The sequence below is a fragment of the Pseudophaeobacter sp. 1A09344 genome, from assembly GCF_041008745.1.
Taxonomy (GTDB): Bacteria; Pseudomonadota; Alphaproteobacteria; order Rhodobacterales; family Rhodobacteraceae; genus Phycobacter; species Phycobacter gallaeciensis_A.
Genome location: NZ_JAXGFS010000003.1, coordinates 193,250 through 218,657, shown reverse-complemented (window position 1 = coordinate 218,657; position 25,408 = coordinate 193,250). Strand labels below are relative to the sequence as shown.

Genomic DNA, 25,408 nt, shown 5'->3' with positions numbered 1-25,408 from the left:
CCCACCAAAGGAGTAGACCGGCGTGTCCCTCACCCGTGAAACTGTCCTCGAGGCACTGAAGACCATCACCGACCCCGTCAGCGGCAGCGACATCGTCGCCGCCGGAATCGTGCGGGCTCTGAATATCGAAGACGGCGCCGTGCGTTTCGTGCTGGAAGTCGATCCGGCCCGCGCCGAGGCCTACGCCCCCGTGCGCGACGCGGCAGAGGCCAAGGTCACCGCCCTTGCCGGGGTCGAGAAGGTCTCGGCCCTGCTGACCGCCCATTCCACCAAGGCGCCGCCGCCGGATCTGAAACCGAAGAAAGCCGCCCAGCCGCAGGGACCGCAGAAGATCCCCGGCGTAGATCGCATCATCGCGGTCGCTTCGGGCAAGGGCGGCGTTGGCAAATCCACCGTCTCCGCGAACCTCGCCTGCGCGCTGGCTGCCGAAGGCCGCCGCGTGGGCTTGCTGGATGCGGATGTCTATGGCCCCTCGCAGCCGCGCATGCTGGGCGTGTCCGGCCGTCCCGCAAGCCCCGATGGCAAGACCATCCTGCCGATGCGCAACCACGGCGTCACCATGATGTCCATCGGCCTGATGACAAACGAGGATCAGGCCGTGGTCTGGCGCGGTCCGATGCTGATGGGCGCGCTGCAGCAGATGATGATGCAGGTGCAATGGGGCGCGCTGGATGTGCTGATCGTGGACCTGCCGCCGGGCACCGGCGATGTGCAGATGACTCTGGCGCAGAAGGCCCATGTGGATGGCGCCATCGTGGTCTCCACCCCGCAGGACGTTGCCCTGATCGACGCGCGCAAGGGCATCGACATGTTCAAACAGCTACACGTGCCGATCGTCGGGCTGATCGAAAACATGTCCACCCATATCTGCTCCAACTGCGGCCATGAGGAACATATTTTTGGCCATGGGGGCGTCGCCGCCGAAGCCAAGAAGCTGAACGTGCCGCTCTTGGCCGAAATCCCGCTGCATCTGGACGTGCGCCTTGCCGCTGATGGCGGCGCGCCGGTGGTGGTCAGCAAACCTGACAGCCCGCAGGCCAAGGCATTCCAGGAGGTGGCACTCGGTCTTATCCAACGGGGCGCCGCATGAGCGAGGCCGCCCCTGCCCTGTCCTTTCCACCGCTGATGTCCGGCGAGGCGGTGACCGGCCCTGAGGACCCGTTCGAGACCGCCTGCAAACGGGCGGTCCTGGGCTGTGATGCCGGTCTGGTGGTCTATAATCTGGCGCATGACACCCTGCGTGCAGCACTGGTCTTTGCCCCCGAGGTACCTCTGTCGCACGCGATGGCGATGCTGCCCACCTGCGGCGTCGGTTTTCAGAACGCCTTGGGCGCCCTTGCCCCGCCTGAGGTCGCGGTGCATCTGGACTGGGGCGGCGCGATCCGTATCAACGGCGCCCGCTGCGGTCGCTTGCGCGCCGCCGCCAGCACAGTCGTCCCCAACGATGAACCCGACTGGCTGGTGATCGGGCTGGAGCTGCCGCTCTGGCCCAAGGACGAGGACGGCGGCGCCGCGCCCGAGGACACCGCGCTTTATGCCGAAGGCTGCGCCGATGTGGAGGCGCCTGCGCTGGTCGAAAGCTGGGCCCGCCACTGCCTGCACTGGATCACCCGCTGGGAAGAGGACGGCAGCAAACCGCTGCACGAAGAATGGCGTGGCCTCGCCCATGGTATCGGCGAAGAAACCCGGCAGAATGACCTCAGCGGCACCTTCCTTGGCATTGACGAGGATTTCGGCATGCTGCTGCGCGACGGCGACACCACCCATCTGATCCCCCTGACAACGCTTCTGGAGACCCCGTGATGCAACTGGCCCGCGCCATCCATTTCGACGAGAGCGATCAAAACGTCTTTGCCAGCCCGGCCCGCACCGGCGAATGGTGCATCTCGGGCGGTTTCGAATTTTCCAACTGGGGCGAGGCGGATCTGACCGGCAAGCAGCGCCAGGCCTTTTCCAATGGCTGGATGGGGCTGGAAACCGGCGGGCGGGTGACCTTCGTCGCGGTGACCAAGATCGAAGAGGCTGAGCTGGAAACCCTGACCGATCTTCTGGCGCATCATTTCGTCAGCTACTACGGCGCGCCGGATGTGGCCGCCGCCCGCCCCGTCGCGGCCGAGGAGATCGCCCACATGGCCGACCTCTGCGCCGATCACGCGCCCAACACCCTGCTGACCGTGATGCGAGAGCTGACCGATGCGGGCGTGCGCGAAAGCTACCGGATGATCGAGGCGCAATCGGCGGGTCTGGAGCAATTCGCCATCCACGGCGACATCGAGGGCTGAGGCGGGGCACTCCCGCCCGTCGCCGGATCATGGGTATGATCCGCTCCCGTTGGGCCTGGCGCCGCTGACGCGGCGCGGGTGAACGCGTGTACCTACGTGATCGCAACCCAGAGCACATGGCACGCCATGTAAATGACGATTAGGGACCCGACGGTGTAAAATGTCGCCCGGACTTCATGGGATTGCTTCGTCGTATAGGCCCAGAAGTGCGCCAGCCGCGCCGCAACAAAACCATACATCAGGACATGCGCCAGCCAGACAGAAGGGCCGATTGCCACAAACAGAAGGCCTGCCGCCCAGAAGGCCGGTATGTTTTCCAGGTCATTCCGGTGCATCCGACGGGACCGGTCAACGTATTCATTGACGTCCAGTTGCGACGGATCGGGAGCTGTATTGAGGAGCCCTTATTGAAGGTCTTCGGGACTCGCCCAGCCCGCCCTGACTTTCATCATTCGGTGAACTGTCATCCAACCCTGGGCCATAACCTTGAGCACCAGGAGCGCAGCGGCAATCACATAGGTGACGAAGACCGGATTTTCCAAAGTGAGTGCGGTCATCTTTCGGCTCCCCGTGTGGCGCCTTTGGTTGGCAAAGGTTCTCACCCTTCCTTACCATTGGTAAACAAAGTATCTTACCATTGGTAAGCAGTCAAGGATCGTGTCGATGCCGCACAAGAATACAAGTGATCAGATTTTGGAAACCGCTCGCGACCTGTTGGCATCCGAAGGTCTGGCGGCGGTATCGTTCGATGCGATAGCCCGTCGTCTGGGGTGCACGAAACAAGCGGTGCTCTACTGGTATCCAAGCAAGCATGACCTGCTCGCCGCGATGTTTCTTCCGTGGCTTGAGGCTGAAGCGGAGACCGCAATACAGTCGGTGTCCGGGACCACGAAGCGCGATGAGGCCGTCGATGCATTCGTCAGAGCCATCGCCGGATTTCATTTTGAGGACCTCGACCGATTTCGGATGATGTACCTGTTGCCGCAGACCATCAAGCAAAGCGTCAAAGCCTCTCACGATGCTGCGCTGCTAGACAGGATTCACCCTGTGACCGACAGGATGTATGGCGCCCTTGCGGATAGGCTGGACAGCGATGCAAAAGGCGTGCGTCAGGAAGCCCTGGCGATACACTCGGCGGTACTGGGATTGCTGCTCATGTTCGGACTTGCCGACAGTGTGAAAGATCCTTTGAAACACAACGCATCCGAGATGGTCAGCGCGTTGATCGCGTCTCTTCGGTCCACATGAAAAGCGGTGCCGCATGCATCGTGATCTCCGCCGTGCTCAAACCCGCCCAACACACTTTGCAAACGTCTACAACGCCACCCTAATAGCCCCGGCGCCGCGCAAGCGGCGCCCGGCCCAACCGGGCCGGCCCTTCTCACAGAAGGGCCAGACACGGGCGGGAGCACCCCCGCGCATCTGAAATCAGGCGTATTTCTCAAGGAACTCTTCGGCCCGCAGTGCGCGGAAATCGGGCAAAGCGGCCCTCAGGGTGGTATTGTCCCAGTCCCACCAGGCAAGATCCATCATCGCTTCGGCCACTGGTTCAGGGTAGCGGCGGCGGATCAGGCGGGCAGTGTTACCGCCGACGATGGTGTAGGGCGCGACATCCTTGGTTACGACCGAACCTGACGCCACAACTGCGCCGTGGCCGATGGTGACCTCGGGCTTGATCATCGCGCCGTGGCCGATCCAGGTGTCGTGGCCGATATGGGCCATGCGGCTGGCGCGGAGGGTGAACCAGTCGGCATCCGCCTCTGCGTCGTCCCAATAGTCGGCTGACCGATACAGGAAGTGATGCAATGACGCCTTCTCCATCGGGTGATCCGTCGCCCCGATGCGGGTGAAGCTGGCGATATTGGCGAACTTCCCCACCTCCGCATTGGCGATATCGCAGGTGCGGTCACAATAGCTGTAATCGCCAAAGCGGCTGTTCGCGATGCGGCTGCCGGCGCCGATCTCTACATAGGCGCCAAAGGCACTGCCGGTGATCTGGCAATCGGGATGAATGAACGGCTGATCTGCCTGAAGGCGTGCCATGGTCTTTATTCCTGTTCCGGTTTCTTGCGCGTTCAGGGCAGCACGAAGGGCATGTTCTTCTTCTCGCCCTTCTTCGCCTTGCCCCGGCGCGGCTTGCCGGGATCGCCCTGGATCAGGCGGCGGCGCAACATGCCCGAGAACCAGTCCATCAGCATCACCATCACGATGATCAGCACGATGTAATAGGCCACCTCTTCCCAGTCCTTCTGGGTGATGATCGCCTGGGTCAGCAAAAGGCCGATACCGCCGCCAGTGATGGCGCCGATGATCGTGGCGCTGCGAGTGTTGGATTCAAGAAAGTAGAGCAGCTGCGACAGCAGAACCGGGGTTACCTGCGGGATTACCCCGAACCGATAGCGCTGCACCGGCTTGGCACCGGTCGAGGCCACGCCTTCGATCTGCTTTTCATCGACATTCTCCAGCGCCTCCGAGAAGATCTTGCCGAAGGTGCCGGTATCGGTCACCAGGATCGCCAGGGCACCTGTCAGGGGGCCGGGTCCGAATGCGCGCGCCAGCACAACCGTCCAGATCAGGCTGTCCACCCCGCGCACGAAATCGAACAGGCGGCGGGTGGCAAAGCGCAGGGTGCGGATCGGCATAAAGTTGCGGGTTGCAAGGAAGGCCAGTGGCAGCGCCACGATGCCCGCACCGATGGTGCCGAGGAAGGCCATAAGCAGCGTTTCCCCAATGGCCCAGGCCACATCCTGATGGCGCCACATCTTGTTGGTCCAGAAATCGTTGAAGATCGCGCCTGCCTCACCCGAGGCCGCCCGCCCCAACAGCGCAGAGGCGCTCATCCCGTGATAGGGGCTGTCGAGGGTGAAGAAGAACAGCTCCCAGCCGGTGAAATAGCGGAACACTTCGGAGCGGTTGCGGGTCACTGTCAGACGGCCTGCGTCGGTCTTGATCGCCAGACGGTTCTTCGAGGAGCTGATCCAGTCCGGTACATCGCCCGCGGGAAACTCGGCCTGCACCCCGGCGCTTCGGCTGGGGGTGGCGCGCACGGTGCCGTAGCCGGGAATGTCATATTCCACAGTTTCAGGTCCAAAGCGCACGGTATGGCCGTTTTCCAGATCGATTACCGTGGTTTCGCCAAGGCTCACCCAATCCGGCGCCTCGCCTGCTGGGTAGCTGCCCTTACGCTCACCTTCGATAGCGACCGAGACAGAGGCATCGCGGTTGTCGCGGGTCACATGTGTCTTGTAGCTGTAGCTGTCGCTGACAAGAGTGCGGGCGTTTTCAAGACTGGCACGCTCCCACAGGCCCGGCACGTCGAAGGCGAAAAAGACGTAGGCCATATAGACCAGCACCACCAGCGGCACGGCAAAGGCCATCAGTTTCTTGGTGCGGAACAGCCCCGCCATCTCCTGCTTCAGCGCGGCGGCATCGCGGCGCGCGCCTGCACCCGGGTTCACATCCAGAGTCGTCATTGTTTGGCTCCATTGATCAGCCGGTCACGCAGCTTGCCAGAGATCTGATCGACCACGACGATGGTGACGAACAGGAGGATAAAGATGGCTGCGGCCTCGTCGTAGCGGCCCTTGCCCCAGGACATGGCGTTCTTCAGCTCGTAGCCGATGCCGCCCGCGCCGACGAAGCCAAGGATCGCCGAGGCGCGAATGTTGATTTCAAACCGCAGCAGCGCATAGCTGACGTAATTCGGCCCCACCTGCGGGATGACGCCAAGCCACATGCGCTGCGCCCAGGTCGCCCCGACCGAGGACAGGCCTTCGACCGGCTTCAGCGAGGCGTTCTCGTTCACCTCGGAAAACAGCTTGCCCAATGCCCCCGCCGTGTGGATGGCAATGGCGATCATGGCAGGCACCGGGCCACCGCCCAAAAGGAAGATCAGCACCAGCGCGATGACGATTTCCGGGATCGCCCGGCAGATATCCATCACCCGACGAAAAACCGGGATCAGCGACGGCCAAAGCGCCATGCCCCGCGTCGCCAGGAGCGACAGAAGCGTGCCGAAGATGGCACCGATCAGGGTAGAGGCCGCCGCGATATTCAGCGTCTCCACCAGTGCCGGGAAAAAATGCACCACCTGGCCGGGCAGCTCTGTCACCTTCTCGGCAGCTTCGCTCAGCACCTCGGCCGGGTAGTCGAAAATTCGGGTAAACCCATCGGCAAATGACCCGGCATTGCGGTCATCTGCGGTGCGGAACCCGGCCACCATCATGGCAACAAAGACGATCAGGAGGATCGTCCCGTAAAGACGCTTGCGCCGGGTGAGGTCGACATATTCGGCGCGGATGGCCTCGGTCGAGGAGGCACCGGAAGGCGGGGCCGCTGTCAGATCTGCCATGGGGTTTCCTGGGGGTATATTGGTGTTCGGATGAGCCTCTGATCGCAGGGACGCCCCTGCAAGGGCGCGCGTCAGAGGAATACGGGGCCCGGCACAAAGACCGGACCCCGCCGCGTTGGTCCTAAAATCAGTTGGACTTCAATTTGCGTGCTTCGATGATCACTTCGTAGGCGTCGTGGGTGATCGGCATGAAGCCTTTGGCTTCACCTGCGGCCACACCATAGAAGCAATCTGCATCCATGGATTTGAGGCTTGCCATCAGGCCGGTCATCTTGACCTTGACGTTTTCAGGCAGGTCCTTGCGCAGAACAACGGGGCCTTCCGGGATCGGCTTGGACTGCCAGATTTTGACCAGGTCGTTCATGTCGACGAGACCGGCATCAACCGCCTTGCGCAGGGCGCCGGAGTTGTAGCCGTCTTCCCAGTTGCCCAGGCCGTCGGCCCAGGTCACACCGGCGTCGATATCGCCGTTGTTGACCGCAACGATGGTCTGCTCGTGACCGCCGGTAAACTTCACTTCACCAAAGTAGTCGCCCGAGGTCATGCTGGCGCCGGTGGCCTGCGGGATCTCGATCGAGGGGATCAGGAAGCCGGAGGTGGAGTTCGGGTCACCAAAGCCGAAGACCTTGCCCTTGACGTCTTCCAGAGCCGCGATGCCGCTGTCCTTGCGGGCAAAGCCAACCGAGTAGTAGCCGTAGCCGCCATCGGTGTTCACTTTCACCAGGATCGGCTCAACCGCTTCGGGGTCGGACAGGAAGGTCTTGGCATAGCCCGAGGCGCCCAGCCAGGCCATGTCGATGGTGCCGCCCAGCAGACCCTGGATCACGCCGTTGTAGTCGGCGGGGGCGAACAGCTTGGTTTCAACACCCAGCAGCTCTTCGGTCTTGGCACGCAGGCACTCGTTGTTGTTCATGCGATCCTGGGCGTTTTCACCGCCAAGGATGCCGATACGGAATTCCTGAATGTCCTCGGCCATGACCGGGGTGGTCAGGGCAGTTGTCATCAGGGCGGCAGCAATCAGTTTTTTCATCTCTAGGTCACTCCGGTTTGGTTTGGGCCCAAAGCCTCGTGACTTTGGGATGATGAAAGGGGTGGGTTTCAGAGCGCGGCGGCCTCGGCCTCGCGGATGGGGCCTTCGGTACGCGTCAGCGTTTCGATCTCGGTGGATGTGGCGGCTTCAGAAAAATCGGCGCCGGCGCCGTAGATCTCGCGGGCAACGCCGGTGGTCAGCTGCTCGGGTAGCCCGTCAAAGACGATGCGCCCGTCCCGCATCCCCACCACCCGGTCGCAATAGCGGCGCGCGGTATCCAGCGTGTGGAGGTTGGCGATGACGGTGCGCCCGTCTTCTTCGTGGATGCGGCGCAGCGCCTCCATCACGGTCTGGGCATTCATCGGATCGAGTGAGGCAATGGGCTCATCCGCCAGGATGATCTTCGGGTCCTGCATCAGGGCGCGGGCGATGGCGACGCGCTGCTGCTGCCCGCCCGACAAGGCCTCGGCCCGCTTGGCCGCGTGTTCGGCAATGCCCAGACGGTCCAGAATATCGATCGCCCGGTGGATGTCTTCCATCGGATAAAGGTTGAACATGGTCGCCAGCGCCGAGCGGCGGTTGAGCGTGCCATGCAGCACGTTCGACACCACATCCATGCGCGGCACCAGGTTGAACTGCTGAAAGATCATCGCGCAGTCCGACTGCCAGGCGCGCTTCTCGCGCCCTTTCAGCCGGGTCACATCGCGCCCTTCGAACAGGATCTGCCCTTCACTGGCATCGCCCAGACGGTTGATCATGCGCAGCAGGGTCGATTTTCCCGCACCGGAGCGGCCGATAATGCCGATCATGCAGGGCTTGTCGATGTCGAGAGTCGCGGTATCCACCGCGGTCTTGTCGCCAAAGCGTTTGGTGAGTTTTTCTATGCGCAGCACAATCGGCCCCCGTTCGTTTCCGGGACTGCCTAACGGTGCTCCTCAAATCATTTGTGTAATCGCGGTGAATTATTTGTAACGCGGACCGCCCCGCAGCGCCAAAACCGTCATGCCTGCGTCACAGAACGCACCGGGGGTCACGGGCCACAGGGCAACGGGGGGAAATAGCGGGCAAGGACAAACTGCCCCCTGTAAACCGCGCCCGCGCCGGTCTATATGCGCAGAAGACCCTCCACCAGCGCCCCAGTATGCAGGAACCCCTCCCATGTCCTTTGACCGCAGTGTTAAGATCGCCCCCTCCATCCTCTCCGCCGATTTCGCCAACTTCGGCCAGGAAATCCAGGCCATCGAGGCCGAAGGCGCCGACTGGGTCCATGTGGACGTGATGGACGGGCATTTCGTGCCGAACCTCACCTTTGGCCCCGCAGCGGTCAAAGCCTTCCGCCCGCATGTGAAAACGGTGATGGATGTGCATTTGATGATCGCGCCGGTGGATCCCTATATCGACGCCTATGCCGATGCGGGCGCCGATGTTCTGACCGCCCATGTCGAGGCAGGCCCGCATATTCACCGCACCCTGCAAGCCATTCGCGCGGCAGGCATGAAGGCAGGCGTTGCACTCAATCCCGCCACCCCGGCCGAGGCTGTGGCGCATCTTCTCGACCTCACCGACCTAATCTGCGTGATGACGGTAAATCCGGGCTTTGGGGGGCAGAAATTCATCGACATGACCGGCAAGATCGCAACCCTGCGCCAGATGATCGGCGACCGTCCTGTGCATATTGAAATCGACGGCGGTGTTGATCCCAGCACCGCACCGCTGGTGACCAAGGCCGGCGCCGATGTGCTGGTGGCCGGCTCTGCGGTCTTCCGCGGTGGCTCGGTCGATAACCCGGGCGTCTATGGCGAAAACATCCGCGCCATCCGCGCCGCCGCCGAAGGCACCTGGACCTGAGGGAACCTCCCCTCCTGCCGCCGTCTCCACCGGAGACGGCATCTGAGGGAGAGCGGCGGGTCAAGGGCTGCCTCTGCAGCCGCGCCACAGGCGCGGTTTACCCTTGAGGCGGCGCTCTCCCGGCCAACAATGTGCGTCGCGCTTTCAGGGCAGACCTGCCCCTGAAACGCCTCTCAGCAGACCTTTCCCTGCGCCGCGGAGCGGCGCCACGCCCAACCCCGCACAAGGCCTGCCCTGCAGGCCGCCCGTCCGGGGACGGGAGCACCCCACTCATGCTTTTTCCAGACGGTCCGCAAAAGTCTCCAGCAATTTGTGCTTCAGGATCTTGCCCGTCGGCGCCGCAGGCAATGCTTCGACCGGGACGATCAGCGCCGGACATTTGTATCCGGCCAGCTGACCGCGCACGAAAGCCATCAGCTCTGCCGGATCCGGCGCATCCCCCGGCACCACCTGCACAAAGGCCAGAACCTCTTCATCGCTGCTGACCCTGCGCCCGACAACGGCGGATTGCACCACCTGCGGATGGGCATTCAGCGCCGCCTCCACCTCGGGCGGGAAGACATTGAAACCACCGTGGATGATCAACTCCTTCGAGCGCCCCTCGATATGCAGGAACCCGCGGGCGTCCAGACGGCCCATGTCACCGGTGTGCATCCAGCCTTCTGCGTCCAGCACCTTAGCGGTTTCCTCGGGGTTGCGATAATAGCCCAGCATGATGTTCGGCCCACGCGCCAGAACCTCTCCCAGCCCATCGCCACCGCCCGGAACGCTCTCATCGATGCGCACCTCGACCCCGGGCATCGGCGGACCGGTGGAAATGTCGGGATCCCCCAGCTGGCTGTTCTTGGTGGCGCAGACCCCGGCAGTGGTCTCGGTCATGCCATAGCCATTCTGCAGGGCCACCCCGTAAAACCCTTCGGCCTTGCGCTTCCATTCAGGATCCAGCGGCGCCGCGCCGGAGGAAACGTATTGCAGGACCTCGCTGCCAAGCCGCTCCAGCCCCTGTTCCTTGGCGTATTGCATCACCAGCGCGTGCATCTGCGGCACCGCCGCCAGTCGGGTCACCCCCCGGCGCAGCGCCTCATAGAGTTTCGCCGCCGAGAAACGCGCCTCCAGCCAGACCTCGGCCCCGGACAGGATCGCCGCCGTCATCACTGAAGCTAGGCCAAAGACATGGGTCATCGGCAGAACGCCATAGATCACATCGCCCGGCCCCATATCGCGCAGCTCGGCCGAGGATTTGCCACCAAACAAAAGGTTCGCATGGGTCAGCATCACCCCCTTTGGCGCGCCCGTGGTGCCAGTGGTGTAAAGCAGAACCGCCACCTCTTCCGGTGCATCGGGATTTGAGGCATAGGGGCAGGCCAGATGCAGAGTGCCAAAGGCGCCACGGATCTCGCGCGCCTCAATCCGCGCGGCATGGGCTTCGGCCTCGGGGGAAATCGCGGAGGTGCACAGCACCGCCGCCGGGCGCGCGTGGGACAGGATCCGGTCCACTTCCGCCGCGCTCATCCTTGCATTGACCGGCACCGCGATGGCCCCGATCCGCGAGGCGCCCAGCATCGCCGCCACCGCCGCGCAGCAGTTTTCCGACAAGACCATGACCCGGTCACGGGGCTGCACGCCAACCCTGCGCAGATTGTCTGCCACCGCCTCTACGGCTGTCGAAAGCGCGGCATAGCTCCAGGCCGTGCCGCCGCTGTCGGAAAAGGCCGCAGCCTCAGGCCGCTCGGCCACCTGCGCGGCCAGTAAATCATGCCATCGTTCCATCGCCCTCTCCTCCCAAATCCGGCGCCGGTTATGTCGTGGGTAGAGGCCCTGTCCGGGCCGGACCCTAGCCGCTGAACTGCGGCGCGCGTTTTTCCAGGAAGGCCGCGATACCCTCGCCTGCCTCCTCGCCGCCAGCCGCACGGGCCATGGCGGCGCATTCCGCATCAAGCTGCGCGGTTTCCGCCGCCTCATAAGCGCTGGAGACCAGATGCCGGATGGTGCCCTGCGCCGCGCGCGGGCCCTGGGCCAGCGCATCGGCCAGACTGTGCGCCGCGCCGAGAACGCGCTGCGGCGCCACCACCTGATTGACCGCGCCGAGCGCAGCCATCTGCCCGGCTGTCACCGGCCGCCCCAAAAGGCACATTTCCATCGCCAGCGGACGCGGCAGCATCCGCGCCAGCGAGGCGGTCAGCCCGCCATCCGGCACCAGCCCCGCCTTGACGTAGGCGGCGGTGAATTTCGCCCCATAAGAAGCCACGATCAGATCTGCCGCCAGCGCCAGCGACAAACCCGCCCCGGCCGCGCCGCCCTCGACGGCGGCAATCACGGGCACCGGGCAATCGCGGATACCGCGGATCAGATCGTGCAGGTTGTTCACCTTGGCGCGGCGCTCATCCTCGCTGAGGCCGCGCCGTTCGATCAGCACGTTGAGATCGCCCCCGGCGCAGAAAAACCCGCCTTCCGAGGTCAGCAGCACGGCCCGGATGCGCGGCTCCTTAGCCAGTTCCAGCGCCGCCTGAATGGCATCGTAAAGATCCTGAGACAGGGCGCCCCGGCGCTCCGGGTTCATGTTCACGACAACCGCGCGGTCGCCAAGATCGTCCATCCGTGCACGTCGGGTCATTTCCGTATCCTCTTGAAAATTCCGTTTGCCGTGGCCAGCAGGCGGCCGGTGTCATCAAACAGCTCGCCATAGACATAGGCGATGCTTTTGCCGCCCCCCGTAGGCCGGGCGCGGGCCGTAATGGCCCCGGTCCGCGTCGCTGCCACATAGGAAAGGTTCAGCGAAACAGTGACCAGATCGGCATTCCCGTCCGGATCGAAGAACTGCAGCGCAGTATTGCCGCAGACCACATCCAGAAGCGTGGCCACCATGCCGCCATGGACAATGCCATGGCGGTTCATATGCCGGGGCTCCAGTTCCAGCGTCACGGTGCAGGAGCCATCCCGGGTATCGATCTCGGTTCGGTAGCCAACCATTTGCTGGCAACCGGGTTCCTCGATCAGGCGGATCTCGCCGGTATCACGCGGCGCTGAGGTCAAGAAAACGCTCCAGCTGCGTGTCCGCATCGCCAAAGCGGTGCTCCGCCATGACGATCCGTTTGGCGATATGGGCCAGTTCGTATTCCTGCGTCATGGCGATACCGCCGTGCAGCTGGATCGAATCCTCGGCCACCAGACGACCTGCACGGCCAATCAGGTTGCGCGCCGCCGCCACGTTGAGATCGCGCATCCGCGCGTCGCCTTCCAGATGGCCGGCCGCGTTGATCACGGCCGAGCGCGCCTGCTCGATCTCGATCAGCAGATCCGCCACCCGGTGCTGCAGCGCCTGGAAGGAGCCGATCGGGCGACCAAATTGGCTGCGGGTCAGCAGGTACTGACGGGTAAGCTCGGTCGCGGTTTCCATCGCGCCCAGGGTTTCGGCAGCCAGCGCCACCTCGGCGCGGGCAAAGACCCCGGCCATGGCAGACCATGCGGCGCCAGCATCGCCCAGACGGGCAGAGGCAGGCAGGCGCAGGTTATCCAGCTCGACCTCGGCAGCGCGACCGCCAGCCAGCAGCGCATAGCCTCGCAGCGACAGGCCCTCGGCATCGCGGGGCACCAGGAACAACGAGATCCCATCGGTCGCATCCGCTGCGCCGCTTTCGCGCGCAGAGATCACCAGGTGATCGGCAGCCTCGGCGTTGACGACAACAGCCTTGCGCCCGTTCAGAACGATCTGATCACCCTCGGCCTGAGCCGTGGTTTCCACGCGCGACAGCTCATAGCGGCTGTTCGGCTCGCCATGCGCAAAGGCCAGCTGCACGGCGCCGCCGATCACCTCTTCCACGAGGGCCTTCTGTTCGTCATTGCCCAGTGCCGCGATCAGACCACCACCCAGCAGCGCGGTGTCCAGCAGCGGCTCAACCACGCCGGCGCGGCCCAGTTCCTCGAACACGGTGGAGATATCGAAACCAGCGCCGCCAAACCCGCCGTCCTCCTCGGAAAACAGCGCACCGATAACACCCAGTTCGGCCAGCTGGCCCCAGATATCGGCGGAAAACCCGGTCTCGCTTTCTAGGATGTCGTTGCGCACGGATGTCGTGTAGCGGTCCGACAGGAAGCGACGCAGGCTGTCCTGCAGCATCTGCCGCTCTTCGGTCAGGTCGAAGTTCATGCCCGGCCTCCCATTTTCACTTTTGCGATGATGTTCTTCTGGATTTCGTTGGAACCGCCAAAGATCGACAGTTTGCGGTTGTTGAAATACTGCGCGGCAACGGCAGCCGTGCCTTCGGGGCCGACCGGCGGTTCATTGCCGCCTTCCACCGCTTCGGAGGCAAAGGGCATCGCGTAAACGCCCGCGGCCCGGCGCGCCATATCGTTGATTTCCTGACGGATTTCGGTGCCCTTCACCTTCAGCATCGAGCTTTCGACACCCGGCGCCTGCCCCGAGGCCGCAGCCGAGATGATGCGCAGGTTGGTGGTAGACATGGCCATCAGATCGATCTCCGCCTGCGCCATGCGGGCCGCGAAATAGGGGTTTTCGATCAGCGGGCGGCCCTTGTGCATCTGCACCCGCGCCAGACGTTTCACCGCATCCAGACCGGCCTGGCTGAAGCCGACACCGGCGATATTGGTACGTTCATGGGTCAGGAGGTACTTGGCGTAGGTCCAGCCCTTGTTTTCCTCGCCCACCAGGTTTTCCACCGGCACTTTCACATCAGTGAACCAGACTTCATTCACCTCGTGAGTGCCGTCCAGCAGGATGATCGGGCGCACTTCGATGCCCGGCGTCTCCATATCGATCAGAAGGAAGGAGATGCCTTCCTGCTGCTTGGCATCGGGGTCGGTACGCACCAGGCAGAAGATCCAGTTGGCGTGCTGGCCCAGCGTGGTCCAGGTCTTCTGGCCGTTGACGATATAGTGGTCGCCCTCGCGCACCGCCTTGGTTTTCAGGCTGGCAAGGTCAGAGCCCGCGCCCGGTTCGGAATAGCCCTGGCACCACCAGTGTTCGCCGCTCAGGATCTTGGGCAGGTAGTAATCCTGCTGTTCCTTGGATCCGAATTTCTGCAACACCGGCGCCAGCATGGTCAGGCCAAAGGGCACGATGCGCGGCGCATGGGCACGGCAGCATTCCTCTTCGAAGATATGCCGCTGCACGGCATTCCATTCGCAGCCGCCAAATTCGCGCGGCCAGTTCGGCGCCAGCCAGCCCTGTTCATTCAGGATGGCATGCCAGCGTTCGTGGCCTTCCTTGCCGAGGCTGCGTCCCTCGCGGACCGCATCCGACATTTCCTTGGGCAGTTTCTCGTCCAGAAAACGCTGCACCTCCTCGCGGAAGGCCTGTTCTTCGGGGGTGTAACTCAGATCCATTTCATTCTCCTCATGGCCCTTTGGCACGATCCAACCGGGCCGGGCGACATCCGGCGGGCGATGACTGCCCTCCGGGTGCCGCGTGGTCTTTGATTGCGGTTCAGTAGATTTCGAACAGGCCCGCTGCGCCCATGCCGCCGCCGACACACATGGTGACGACGCCCAGCTTGGCGCCCCGGCGCTTGCCTTCGCGCAGGATGTGGCCGGTCATACGGGCGCCGGTCATGCCAAAGGGATGGCCGATGGCGATCGAGCCGCCGTTGACGTTGCATTTCTCGTCATCGATGCCCAAACGGTCCCGGCAGTAGAGCGCCTGGCTCGCGAAGGCTTCGTTCAGCTCCCAAATATCGATGTCATCCACCGTCAGCCCGTGGCGCTCCAGCAGGCGCGGCACGGCAAAGACCGGGCCGATGCCCATCTCGTCCGGCTCGCAGCCTGCAACGCAGAAGCCTTTGAAGGCGCCCATAGCCTCAAGCCCACGCTTCTCGGCCTCCTTGGCTTCCATCAGCACCACGGCAGCGGCGCCATCGGACAATTGGCTGGCGTTGCCTGCGGTGATGAAGTTGCCGTCGCCGCGCACCGGCGCCAGTCCGGCCAAACCGTCGAGCGTGGTGGAAGGACGGTTGCATTCGTCGCGGTCCACGACAACGTCCTTCATCGAGATCTCGCCGGTTTCCTTGTCCTTCACCGCCATGGTGGTGGAGACGGGAATGATCTCATCCTTGAACAGGCCGGCTTCCTGCGCTGCAGCGATACGCTGCTGGCTGCGCAGACCATAGGCGTCCTGATCCTCACGGCTGATGCCATAGCGATCGGCAACGATATCGGCGGTTTCGATCATGGTCATATAGACGGCAGGCTTATGCTCTTTCAGCCAGGCTTCCTGCACGGGGCGCAGTTTCGGCTGCACCATCGAGATGCTTTCCACCCCGCCTGCCACCATCGGGCCTGCGCCTTCGCAGATGATCTGCTGCGCCGCCAGCGCGATGGTCTGCAGACCGGAGGAGCAGAAGCGGTTCACGGTCATGCCCGATGCGGTGACCGGCAGCCCGGCGCGCAGGGCGATCTGGCGGGCGATATTGGCGCCGGTTTCCCCTTCGGGAGCGCCGCAGCCCATGATGCAATCCTCGATCTCGGCGCCTTCGATCCCGGCGCGGGCCATCGCGGCCTCGACCGCGGCACCGCCCATGGTGGCGCCGTGGGTCATGTTGAAGGATCCCCTAAAGGATTTGGCCAGCCCGGTACGGGCGGCAGAGACGATAACGACTTCTTTCATATCAGCTGTTTTCCTTGTTCAGATCGTCGAATGTGCGCCCCTCGGCAACCAACTGCTCCAGCAGCGGCGCGGGCTGCCAGAAATAATCGTCTTCTTCGGCGTAGGATTTGATGTTCGCCAGAAGCGTATCCAGCCCCTGCATGTCGGCCCATTTCAGCGGCCCGCCACGATAACGCGGGAAGCCGTAGCCGAAGAGCAGCGTCATATCGACGTCCAGCGGACGGCGCGCGATACCTTCGCCCACCACCTTGGCGGCCTCATTGACCATGGCCGCCATGTAGCGGGTCACGATCTCCTCATCGGTGAACTCTTTCGGGGTGATGCCCTTCTCGGCACGCTCGGCCTCGATCAACTCGGTCACCTCGGGGTTCGGGGTGCCGCCGCGCTTGCCTGCCTCGTAGACGTAATAGCCCTTGCCGGTCTTCTGGCCAAAGTTGCCCGCCTCACAGATCTTGTCCATGTAGCTGCTGTCACGCTCGCGCGGGTCCATGCCCTCGGCGCGCTTGCGCTTGCGCACGGCCCAACCGATGTCGAGCCCCGCCAGATCCGCCACCGCGAAGGGTCCCATCGCGAAACCGAAATCGGTCAGCGCCTTGTCAATCTGGTACGGAGAGGCACCGTCCAGCACCATGTGATCGGCCGCCTTGCGATAGGTCGCCAGGATCCTGTTGCCGATGAAACCATCGCAGACACCTGCGCGGACCGAGATTTTCTTGAGCCGCTTGCCCAGTTCGAAACCCGTGGCAACCACATCCAGCGCCGTCTTGTCGGCAACGACGATCTCCAAGAGCTTCATCACATGCGCCGGAGAGAAGAAGTGCAGACCGATCACGTCCTCGGGACGCGAGGTGCTGGCGGCGATCTCGTTCACATCAAGGTAGGAGGTGTTGGAGGCCAGGATCGCGCCCTTCTTGCAGACGGCATCCAGCTTGCCAAAGACCTCTTTCTTGACGCCCATTTCTTCGAAGACGGCCTCGATCACCAGATCGACATCGCTCAGCGCGTCATAATCGGTGGCCAGCGTCAGCGCCTCACCGGTCAGGTGGTCGAATTTCTCCTGGCTGATCTTGCCGCGCTTCAGCGCGCCCTGAAGGTTGCCCGAAATGCGGCCTTTGGCGGCTTCGGCGGCCTCGGCGGTCATCTCCAGCATCACAACCGGCAGACCGGCCAGCAGCGCTGCCGTGGCGATGCCTGCCCCCATGGTGCCGCCGCCGATAACGCCGAGGCTGTTCAGCGCGCGCGGCTCAACGCCCTTCAGTTCCGGCAGCTTGCTGACTGCGCGTTCCGAGAAGAAGGCGTGGATCATGCCCTGCCGCTGATCGGTGCTCATTAGCTCCATGAAGAGTTCCCGCTCACGCTTCATGCCCTCATCAAAGGGCAGTTCGCAGCAGGCCTGAATGCCGCGGATCGCAACCGCAGGCGCCAGCAGGCCGCGGCCCTTTTTCAGCACGGAGTCATAAAGCGCATCGAAATCGACCGCCTCAGGCGCGGGCATTTCGCTGATGGCGCGGCGCGGGGCGCCTTGATCCAGCAGTTCCTGCGCATAGGCAAGGCCGATCTCGCGTGGCTCGCCCTCTTCGACGCGGTCCAGAATGCCGAGGCTCAAAGCTTCCTTGGCGCCGACCTGACGACCCGAAGTGATCACGTCAACCGAGGCGTCAATACCAATCAGACGCGGCAGACGCTGGGTGCCACCGGCGCCCGGCATCACGCCGATCAGCACTTCCGGCAGACCGATACGCGCGGAAGGCACGGCGATGCGATAGTGCGAGCCAAGCGCGATTTCCAGACCGCCGCCCAGTGCGGTGCCATGCAGCGCCGAAATCACCAAGAGCGGCGACGATTCGATGCGGGTGCAAACATCGGGCAGAAACGGCCCCTGCGGCGGCTTGCCGAATTCGCGGATATCGGCGCCGGCGAAATAGGTGCGGCCGTCACCGTAGATCAGCACCGCCTTGGCGCCTTCCGATTCGGCCCGCTCGATCCCGTCCACCAGGCCCTGGCGCACGTCCAGGCCCAGCGCATTTACCGGCGGGTTCTGCGCCTTGAGGACCGCAATATCCCCAACGCGTTCATATCCAATGGCATCCGTCATCCGTATTTTCCTCTCCTTGGCGGGGCTGCGGGCCTCTGGCCTTTTGCACACGCCCCCTGTTCCTGTCGGGATCTAGCCACGCCCTCCTCCGCGCGCCAAGGCCGGTCTTTGCCGCCCTTGCCAGAACCCGGCGTCATCTGCGGAGCCGCAGAATTCAGGCCAGCGGTCTGACTGTCAATCCCTATTCCACTATGTAGAACATTGTTCCACTAATTTGACAGCACCCTAGGCCGCGCCCCTTCGTCTGGCAAGTAATATCATTGCGCGCAGGGAGGATTTTCGGCAGCAAAACACCGTAAACCCATTCCATTCACCCAACACGCAACAAGGGCGCCCACTGTCGCGGGCGCCCTGTAACGCTTTCAAGATTTGGTGATCCGGCAGGCGCGCAGACGTCTATCCCTGCGGAATCAGTCCCTCAGCCACCCAGCCGTCGAAGATCTCAAGCGCCTTCTCAGCGAAGGCTGCGTCGTTGATATGGCAGTCCAGCGCGTGCAATGTCGCATTGCCCGGGCAGGCCGCGCGCATTTCATCGCAAAAGGCCGACAACCCCTCGGCATCGTGCAGATCGCCGCCGGGGCGGTCCCATTCGTTGCAGCCCTGCTCGGGCAGCAGCACCGCGACCGGGGCGGTGGCGCCTTGCAGCTTGTCACTGATGGTGCGGGCGACAAGGCGGCGCTCGTCGGCGTCCAGAACCGCCGAGGTCAGCAGCCGGTTGTGGGCATGGCTGGGTCGCCCCTGCAGCTGCGGCGGGGTCTCTTGCCAGCCGACAAAATCCACCAGATCATAACAGCCCGGCGCCACCAGCTGCGGGGTGCCCGAAGCGCCTGCATTGGTCATCCGGTCCGCTCCTGCCGACAGACCGCCGAACAGGTGGTTGGTCACCTCCTGCGGGGCGAAATCCATCACCGCGGCAAAGGCGCCTTCGCTGGCGAGGCTTTCAAACGCCCGCCCGCCCATGCCAGTGGCGTGGAAGACGGCCACCTCATAGCCGCGGTCCTCCAGCGCCGGTTTCAGCGTCACCATATAGCGCAGCACCGTCTTACCAAAAGAGGTCATGCCGATCAGTGGCCGCTCCCGCTTTGGCGGCTCCACCGCACGGGCCGCGCCCAGAACCGCGCCCGCTGCCTGGCTCAGCGAAGCTTTGCAAACCGAGTTCAGACCATAAAGCCCCCCGGCCCAGAGGATCATCTGGACATCGGCCGGGATACGCTCCGGCGGCATCAAGGGTGAAAAGGACACGGTGGAGACGATATATTTCGGCACCCCCAGCGGCAGCGCCGCACAGAGGTCCAGCGCCAGATCGGTGCCCATGGTGCCGCCCAGCACGATCACCCCGTCGATGGAACCGGCACGATAGAGCTCTAGCGCCCTGGCTGCCGATCCTTTCGCCATGATCTGCATGGCGGTGTTTTCATCGCCGCTGTCGATGGCGGCCTGGATTGAACTGCCGCCTGCCTCGGCCACCTGATGCTTGCTGATGTCGGTGGGCTGGCTCGGATCCCCCAAGACGCTGACATCCATGGTCAGGACGCCGCCGCCCTGCCCCCGGATCACATCCGCCAGGTAGGCCAGCTCGGCATCCTTGGTGTCATAGGTCCCGGCGATCAGAATGGTTTTATCGGGCATCTTGTCATTGCCTCCGGTTAAAGCTGGATCCAGGCGGTTTTCAGATCGACGTATTTGTCGAGTGCGTGCAGCGATTTGTCGTGGCCATTGCCGGACTGCCCGACCCCGCCCAGCGGCACCGTATTATCTGCGCCGCCATAGGTGTTCACATGGACCACCCCCGCGCGGATGCCCGCGACCATGCGATGGGCACGGGACAGGTTCGCGGTCCAAACCCCGGCGGCAAGGCCGAAATCGGTGCCATTCGCCAGCGCCAGCGCCTGTTCCTCGGTTTCGAACTTGGTCACCGACAGCACCGGTCCGAAGACCTCGCGCTGGAACAGGGCATGGTCCCGTGCAACGTGGGTCACGATGGTGGGCGCCATATAGGTGCCGCCGCTCTCCTGCAGGATCCGGTTGCCGCCGGTCACCACCTGACCACCTTCGGCGCGGGCCATATCCATGAAAGACAGGTTGCGCCGCAGCTGGTCCTCGGAATTGACCGCACCGATATGATTGCCCAGATCCAGCGGGTCGCCCACCCGCAGCGCCTCGGCCTCGTTGATCAGCATGGCGACGAATTCATCATGCACCGAGGCTTCGACCAGAAGGCGTGACCCAGCCACGCAGACCTGCCCTGAATTGCGGAAGATTCCCGCCGCCGAAACCTTGGCCGCGTGACGCAGATCGGGGGCATCGGCAAAGACGATATTGGGGGATTTGCCGCCCAACTCCAGATAGCAGCGTTTGAGGTTGGAGCGCGCCGAGGCCTCCAGCAGCTTGCGTCCGGTGCCGCCCGATCCGGTAAAGGCCAGCACATCGACGCCCATGGATTCGGCCAGCGCCGCGCCGGTCTCTGCGCCCGCGCCGGTGACCACGTTCAGCACCCCATCCGGCAGACCGCATTCGGCGCAGATCTCGGCCAAACGCAACAGCGACAGCGAGGCGGTCTCGGCGGGTTTCAAGACCACCGAATTGCCCATCGCCAGTGCAGGCGCCAGTTTCCAGGCGCCAATCATCAGCGGGAAATTCCACGGCACGATGGCGCCGACGACGCCCACCGGCGCGCGCTGCACCAGCCCCAGCACATCGGGGGCGGTGGGAGCGACCTCTCCCGCGACCTTGTCCAGCGCCTCCGCATAATAGCGGAAGGTGCCCGCCGCCGATCCCGGCTCGGCCTTCAGCGCCATGCCCATTTCGGTGCCATTGTCGCGCACGCCCAGAACGGCCAGCGACAGTGCCTCCGCCTCGATCCGATCGGCGATCTTATGCAGCACTTTTTTCCGCGCAGCGGGCGCAAGGCGCGACCAGCGGCCATCCTCAAACGCGGCGCGGGCAGCAGCCACCGCACGCTCCACATCCGCCGCTGACGCGCCTTCAAGCGTGGTCAGAACAGATCCGTCAATCGGCGAAGTAACTTCGCATGGCGTGCCCGAACCTGCTTGCCACGATCCTTCAAGAAAGAGTTTTTGCGGCGCCACATCAGCCCGCCGAAGTTCGTTGATGAGGTTTTGGTCTGCCATTCGGCCTCCTTCAGCTCCTTGCGGTCGCGCAAAATGCGCAGGGTATGCATCACAAGGACCAGTATGATGATGGAAAACAGGATGAACGCCACCGGGCGGTCGATGAAATCAAAGGGGGTTTTGACCCGCGCCATGGCCGCGCGCAGCTTCACCTCCATGATGCCGCCCAGGACCATGCCAAGGATGATCGGCACCGCAGGCAGCGACAGGCGTTTCAGCACATAGCCCACCAGACCAAATGCCGCCGCCATCACGCAGTCGGTGGCAGAGTTGCGCAGGGAATAGACCCCGACGAAGCTGAGCGTCAGGATGCAGACGCCAAGGAACCGGTTGGGGATCCTGACCACCTGAATAAGACTGCGCGTCGCAAACAACAGGAAGATCAGAACCAGCACGTTGAGGATCAAGAGCGCCAGATAGAGCGCCACCACAAAATCCATGTCGTTCTGGAACAGCCCCGGCCCCGGAACCACGTTATGGACGTAAAAGACGCTCAGCATCATCGCCGTCAGTGCCTCACCCGGAATACCCAGCGCCAAGAGCGGCACCATGGCGGCGGCGGGCACGGCGTTATTGGCGGTCTCGGCGGCGATCAGCCCTTCGGACGATCCGCGCCCGAAGTCCTGCGGCCGTTTGGAAGTCTTCTGCGCATAGGTGTAGGACATGAACTGCGCAGTGAATTCGCCGACGCCGGGGATCATCCCCATCAAGACGCCAAACCCGGCTGAGACTGACGCCACACGGGGATGGCGCGACAGCTCTCGCAACCCCTGGAACATGCCGCCGCGCAAGCGGGTGAGGCGGATCTTCTCGTCCTCATCCGTCAGCAGCACAAAAGCCTGAGAGATCGCAAACAGCCCAAGAACCACGACGATCAGGTTGATCCCACCGCCCAGGAAATCCTGCCCGAAGGTGTATCGCTGGGTGTATTTCACCGGCTCCATGCCGATGGTGTTGAGGAAAATGCCAAAGCAAGCGAACGCCCCTGCGATTAGCGCCTGCCCGCGATGGGCCACCACCACCAGCAAGAGGCCCAGCAGCGCGGCGAGGAAGATCTCGCGACTGCCGAACATGGGTGCCACCTTGGCCAGCACCGGCGCAAAAAGGATCAGACAGATGACCGAGAAAACGCCGCCAAAGAAACTGGCGGAATAGGCAAGGCTTAGGGCGCGGCGCGGCTCTCCCCGCGCGGTCATCGGGTAGCCGTCATAGGTGGTCAGCGCGTTGACCGCCGTGCCGGGTGTGTTGATCAGGATCGCCGGGATCGCGCCACCGTACATGGAGGAGCCGTAGATGCCGAGCAGCACGGTCAGCCCCACGATGGGATCCATCGAGAATGTCGCGGGCAGCAGGATGGCAATCGCAACCGCCGGACCGACGCCGGGGATGGCACCGATCAGCACGCCGCCCACCGACCCGGCCAGCAGCGCCAGCGCCACGTCCCAGCGCATCAGGATCTCGATTGCAGAAAGAATAAGGTCCATCGGGGATCCCGTTAAACTGAAGGCTTAGAGGTAGAGGATGGCAAAACTGCGCAGGGACCCCGGCAGATATTCATAGAGCAGCGCGCCGGGGATCTTCACCGATAGCAGCCCCTTGAACACCAGCACCACGGCAAGGGCGAAACCAGCGCTGGTCCACAGCATCAGGCGACTGCGATAGCCCATGCGCCAGGTCAGCAGCGGCACGAAGACCAGCGTCACCGGCAGATAGCCCACAAGCGGCACCAGCAGCACGTAGGCCATGAACCAGGCGACGTATTCCACCGCCTGCCCCCAGCGCCGGGCCTCGTTCAGGTCGAAACGCGTCGTGCGCCGCCAGGGCAGCCGGTAGAGATGCAAGCCCCCCATCAGAACCATGCCGCCCAGGGCCACGCCGGGCCAGAACCGGGGCTGGGCAAAGAGTTTGGTCTTTTTCACCCAAGCGGTCTGATCACCAATCAGCACCAGCAGCAGCACGGAGAGCCCAAGAAACCCAAGGGCAAAAACCAGCTGTCCGCGCCGGGGTCCGGGGAAACGGCGTTCGCGTTCTGTCGTCATGGAGGGGAACTTCTGTCGCGCAGGAAACAAGGGTCCGGGGCGCCCGCGAGGCGCCCCGATCCGGGAGGATGGGTTATTCGAGGATCGAACCGATCCGCGCCATTGTGTCGATGTCAGCGGCAACACGGGCAGCGCTGTCCTCGGCGTTCTGCCAGTAGATCAGCGCGCCGGTTTCCTTGGCCACGTTCTGGGCGCGTTCGCTCATCACGGTTTTCTCGGCCACCGCGATGATCTTGTCGCGCACGTCCTGCGGTGTGTCCTTGGTCACGAAGAGACCATTCCACAGCGCGATATTGAGGCTGTCGTCCAGCTCGCCGATCGCAGGCGCATCGGGCACCAGCGGAATGCGTTCATCGGTGATCGAGACCAGCACCTTCACATCATCAAGGCAGGGCAGGATCAGCTGCAGCGTGGTGTTGATCACATCCGCATCGCCCGAGGCCAGGGTGTTGCAATCCAGCGCGTCAAAGGCCGCGTCAGAGCCCCATTCGAAACCGGCGTTCTTGGCAAAGGCCTTGGTCACTTGGGTCGGGGTCAGCACGTCGCCGAAATGGCCCAGCGCCACGTCGTTTTCCTTGGCGTATGCTGCCAGTTCCTCCATCGAGGAATAGGGCGCATCACCCGAGGTCGCGATGACAAAGGGATAGGTCAGGAAGATGCCCAGCGGGTCGAACTTGGCCGGGGTCAGCGGCGGGATGTCGATCTGGTGGCCAACAACCGGCACGCCGATCACGAAGGAGCCGATGGTGTAACCATCAGCGGGCGCATTGGCGACCTCGATCGCACCGGGGAAGGGTCCACCACCGCCACCGGGCTTGTTCACCACCGCCGCCGCGACGCCGTATTCGTTCTGGAAATCCTCGGCAATCATCCGGGTCAGCACGTCTTCCAGATCGCCCGGAGGCCAAGGCACGATGAAGTTCACCGGCTTTTCCGGATACTCGGCCTGCGCCGCAACGGCGCTGAGGCCAAGGGCGGTGGCCGCCGCTGCGCCTTTGACGATGGTGGTCAGTTTCATTGCAAGTCTCCCGGTTGCTGTCAGTTGGACTCTGTTGGGTCATGTTGGTTCATTATTCGAACCGTTGGTTTGAATTTAGATTGACAGCCTCCCCGGTTATCTGTCAACAAATTTGAAAGGCAGAGGCGGAAATTCCTGGACTTTGCCTGATCACACAGCACTTACGGGATCGCCGAACCACATGGGTACAGTCTCCAAAGCCTTGTCATTGCTGACATATTTCAATCATGGCCGCACCGAGATCGGGCTCAGCGATCTCACGCGCCTGTCAGGCATGAACAAGGCGACTGTTTATCGGCTGATGGGTGAAATGCAGGAATCAGGCTTTGTCGAACAGGCCGATGGCGACCGGTCCTACCGGCTGGGTCCGCAGGTCCTGCGCCTCGCCGCCCTACGCGAAGCCGCGGTTCCGATCCTGTCCGTCTCGCGCCGGGTGCTGAAGGATCTGAGCGAGGAAACCGGGGAAACCACCCATCTGTCGCTGGTGCAGGGCACCCAGCTCAACTCACTTAGCCACGCCTATTCGCCGCGCCACGCCGCCCGGGTGATGATGGAGGATGCCGAGGTTCTGACCTATCACGGCACCGCCTCCGGCCTGGCCGTTCTGGCCTATGCCGATCCCGAGTTCGTCGATGCGGTTCTGTCCGGGCCGCTGCACAGCCACACCGCCGCCACCGTAACCGATCCGGAAGAGATTCGCCGCCAGCTGGAAGAGGTCCGTTGCAGCGGCATGGCGCAATCCATCGGCGGCTTCGAAGCCGAGGTGCATTCCCATGCGGTGCCGGTCTTTGGCGCCGACCGGCAGGTGATCGGCGCCCTTGCCGTGGCCGCGCCGGTGTCCCGCATGACGCCGGAACAATCCGTTCTGATCCCCGCCGCCCTGCACCGCGCCGGTCAGACCCTGACCCATCGTATCGGCGGCGCCGCCCCGGCCGACTACCCCCAAGAGGCCGCCGCATGATGCCGCATATGATCCCGTTTTTCCGCCTTTCCCC

General features: G+C 63.4%; 25 protein-coding genes. 6 read left to right on the top strand and 19 right to left on the bottom strand.

Annotation, left to right across the window (positions count from 1 at the left end; genetic code table 11):
* Positions 1-22: 22 nt before the first annotated feature.
* Genes apbC through SM765_RS06695 form a run of 3 tightly spaced genes read left to right on the top strand, consistent with a single transcriptional unit; the run spans position 23 to position 2,282 of the window.
* Positions 23-1,090: an iron-sulfur cluster carrier protein ApbC gene (gene apbC, locus SM765_RS06705; protein ID WP_065272588.1), complete on the top strand. Its 1,068-nt coding sequence runs from the start codon at positions 23-25 to the stop codon at positions 1,088-1,090.
* Positions 1,087-1,803: a biotin/lipoate--protein ligase family protein gene (locus SM765_RS06700; RefSeq protein WP_274837585.1), complete on the top strand. Its 717-nt coding sequence runs from the start codon at positions 1,087-1,089 to the stop codon at positions 1,801-1,803. Before apbC ends, SM765_RS06700 begins: the two co-directional genes overlap by 4 nt.
* On the top strand, positions 1,803-2,282 hold the full coding sequence (locus SM765_RS06695) for a DUF6505 family protein (RefSeq protein WP_065272586.1): 480 nt from the start codon (positions 1,803-1,805) through the stop codon (positions 2,280-2,282). Before SM765_RS06700 ends, SM765_RS06695 begins: the two co-directional genes overlap by 1 nt.
* A 92-nt stretch (positions 2,283-2,374) precedes the next feature.
* Here the strand turns inward: SM765_RS06695 and SM765_RS06690 are convergent, their stop codons facing one another.
* The gene (locus SM765_RS06690) at positions 2,375-2,653 is read right to left on the bottom strand and encodes an MAPEG family protein (RefSeq protein WP_274837697.1); all 279 of its coding nucleotides are present in this window, start codon (positions 2,651-2,653) and stop codon (positions 2,375-2,377) included.
* Between the two features lie 33 nt (positions 2,654-2,686).
* Entirely contained in the window at positions 2,687-2,839 is a 153-nt protein-coding gene (locus tag SM765_RS06685) for a hypothetical protein (protein WP_274837584.1), read from the bottom strand.
* 106 nt (positions 2,840-2,945) lie between these two features.
* Between SM765_RS06685 and SM765_RS06680 the strand changes: the two genes are divergently transcribed.
* Complete coding sequence (locus SM765_RS06680; protein WP_274834575.1) at positions 2,946-3,530, top strand: TetR/AcrR family transcriptional regulator; 585 nt, start codon at positions 2,946-2,948, stop codon at positions 3,528-3,530.
* A 180-nt stretch (positions 3,531-3,710) separates the two neighbouring features.
* Here the strand turns inward: SM765_RS06680 and SM765_RS06675 are convergent, their stop codons facing one another.
* The 5 genes from SM765_RS06675 to phnC form a co-directional block, all read right to left on the bottom strand.
* Complete coding sequence (locus SM765_RS06675) at positions 3,711-4,325, bottom strand: LbetaH domain-containing protein (protein ID WP_274834576.1); 615 nt, start codon at positions 4,323-4,325, stop codon at positions 3,711-3,713.
* A gap of 32 nt (positions 4,326-4,357) precedes the next feature.
* Entirely contained in the window at positions 4,358-5,755 is a 1,398-nt protein-coding gene (gene phnE, locus SM765_RS06670; RefSeq protein WP_274837583.1) for a phosphonate ABC transporter, permease protein PhnE, read from the bottom strand.
* Positions 5,752-6,633 (bottom strand): phosphonate ABC transporter, permease protein PhnE, encoded by an 882-nt coding sequence (gene phnE / locus SM765_RS06665; RefSeq protein WP_274827648.1) that lies wholly within the window; start codon positions 6,631-6,633, stop codon positions 5,752-5,754. Before phnE (SM765_RS06665) ends, phnE (SM765_RS06670) begins: the two co-directional genes overlap by 4 nt.
* Before the next feature lie 127 nt (positions 6,634-6,760).
* On the bottom strand, positions 6,761-7,663 hold the full coding sequence (gene phnD, locus SM765_RS06660) for a phosphonate ABC transporter substrate-binding protein (protein ID WP_274837582.1): 903 nt from the start codon (positions 7,661-7,663) through the stop codon (positions 6,761-6,763).
* 68 nt (positions 7,664-7,731) lie between these two features.
* A complete protein-coding gene (gene phnC, locus SM765_RS06655) occupies positions 7,732-8,556 on the bottom strand; it encodes a phosphonate ABC transporter ATP-binding protein (RefSeq protein WP_274827646.1) in 825 nt (274 codons plus the stop codon).
* 265 nt (positions 8,557-8,821) lie between these two features.
* Here phnC and rpe point away from each other — a divergent pair, with 265 nt between their 5' ends.
* Positions 8,822-9,511: a ribulose-phosphate 3-epimerase gene (gene rpe, locus SM765_RS06650; protein ID WP_274837581.1), complete on the top strand. Its 690-nt coding sequence runs from the start codon at positions 8,822-8,824 to the stop codon at positions 9,509-9,511.
* Positions 9,512-9,781: 270 nt separating this feature from the next.
* On the opposite strand, the gene SM765_RS06645 is transcribed toward rpe, so the two are convergent.
* The 12 genes from SM765_RS06645 to SM765_RS06590 form a co-directional block, all read right to left on the bottom strand.
* Entirely contained in the window at positions 9,782-11,281 is a 1,500-nt protein-coding gene (locus SM765_RS06645) for a class I adenylate-forming enzyme family protein (protein ID WP_274837580.1), read from the bottom strand.
* A gap of 64 nt (positions 11,282-11,345) precedes the next feature.
* A complete protein-coding gene (locus tag SM765_RS06640) occupies positions 11,346-12,125 on the bottom strand; it encodes an oxepin-CoA hydrolase, alternative type (protein ID WP_274837579.1) in 780 nt (259 codons plus the stop codon).
* Positions 12,122-12,544, bottom strand: a complete 423-nt coding sequence (locus SM765_RS06635; RefSeq protein WP_342455882.1) for a PaaI family thioesterase — start codon at positions 12,542-12,544, stop codon at positions 12,122-12,124. The genes SM765_RS06640 and SM765_RS06635 overlap by 4 nt, the downstream gene beginning before the upstream one ends.
* Positions 12,525-13,658, bottom strand: coding sequence for an acyl-CoA dehydrogenase family protein (locus SM765_RS06630; RefSeq protein ID WP_274837578.1), 1,134 nt, complete (start codon positions 13,656-13,658; stop codon positions 12,525-12,527). The genes SM765_RS06635 and SM765_RS06630 overlap by 20 nt, the downstream gene beginning before the upstream one ends.
* Positions 13,655-14,854: an acyl-CoA dehydrogenase family protein gene (locus tag SM765_RS06625; protein ID WP_274837577.1), complete on the bottom strand. Its 1,200-nt coding sequence runs from the start codon at positions 14,852-14,854 to the stop codon at positions 13,655-13,657. The genes SM765_RS06630 and SM765_RS06625 overlap by 4 nt, the downstream gene beginning before the upstream one ends.
* A gap of 100 nt (positions 14,855-14,954) precedes the next feature.
* Entirely contained in the window at positions 14,955-16,130 is a 1,176-nt protein-coding gene (locus tag SM765_RS06620; protein ID WP_274834584.1) for an acetyl-CoA C-acyltransferase, read from the bottom strand.
* Position 16,131: 1 nt separating this feature from the next.
* Complete coding sequence (locus SM765_RS06615; RefSeq protein ID WP_274831387.1) at positions 16,132-18,225, bottom strand: 3-hydroxyacyl-CoA dehydrogenase NAD-binding domain-containing protein; 2,094 nt, start codon at positions 18,223-18,225, stop codon at positions 16,132-16,134.
* Positions 18,226-18,621: 396 nt separating this feature from the next.
* Positions 18,622-19,854, bottom strand: a complete 1,233-nt coding sequence (locus SM765_RS06610; protein WP_274837576.1) for a Tm-1-like ATP-binding domain-containing protein — start codon at positions 19,852-19,854, stop codon at positions 18,622-18,624.
* A gap of 17 nt (positions 19,855-19,871) precedes the next feature.
* Entirely contained in the window at positions 19,872-21,314 is a 1,443-nt protein-coding gene (locus SM765_RS06605) for an aldehyde dehydrogenase family protein (protein WP_082996089.1), read from the bottom strand.
* Positions 21,221-22,840, bottom strand: a complete 1,620-nt coding sequence (locus tag SM765_RS06600) for a tripartite tricarboxylate transporter permease (RefSeq protein ID WP_274837575.1) — start codon at positions 22,838-22,840, stop codon at positions 21,221-21,223. Before SM765_RS06600 ends, SM765_RS06605 begins: the two co-directional genes overlap by 94 nt.
* A 24-nt stretch (positions 22,841-22,864) precedes the next feature.
* The gene (locus SM765_RS06595; protein ID WP_274831390.1) at positions 22,865-23,395 is read right to left on the bottom strand and encodes a tripartite tricarboxylate transporter TctB family protein; all 531 of its coding nucleotides are present in this window, start codon (positions 23,393-23,395) and stop codon (positions 22,865-22,867) included.
* Between the two features lie 73 nt (positions 23,396-23,468).
* A complete protein-coding gene (locus SM765_RS06590; protein ID WP_065272570.1) occupies positions 23,469-24,413 on the bottom strand; it encodes a tripartite tricarboxylate transporter substrate binding protein in 945 nt (314 codons plus the stop codon).
* A 181-nt stretch (positions 24,414-24,594) separates the two neighbouring features.
* Between SM765_RS06590 and SM765_RS06585 the strand changes: the two genes are divergently transcribed.
* The gene (locus SM765_RS06585) at positions 24,595-25,374 is read left to right on the top strand and encodes an IclR family transcriptional regulator (RefSeq protein WP_065272569.1); all 780 of its coding nucleotides are present in this window, start codon (positions 24,595-24,597) and stop codon (positions 25,372-25,374) included.
* The last annotated feature ends 34 nt before the right edge of the window (positions 25,375-25,408 follow it).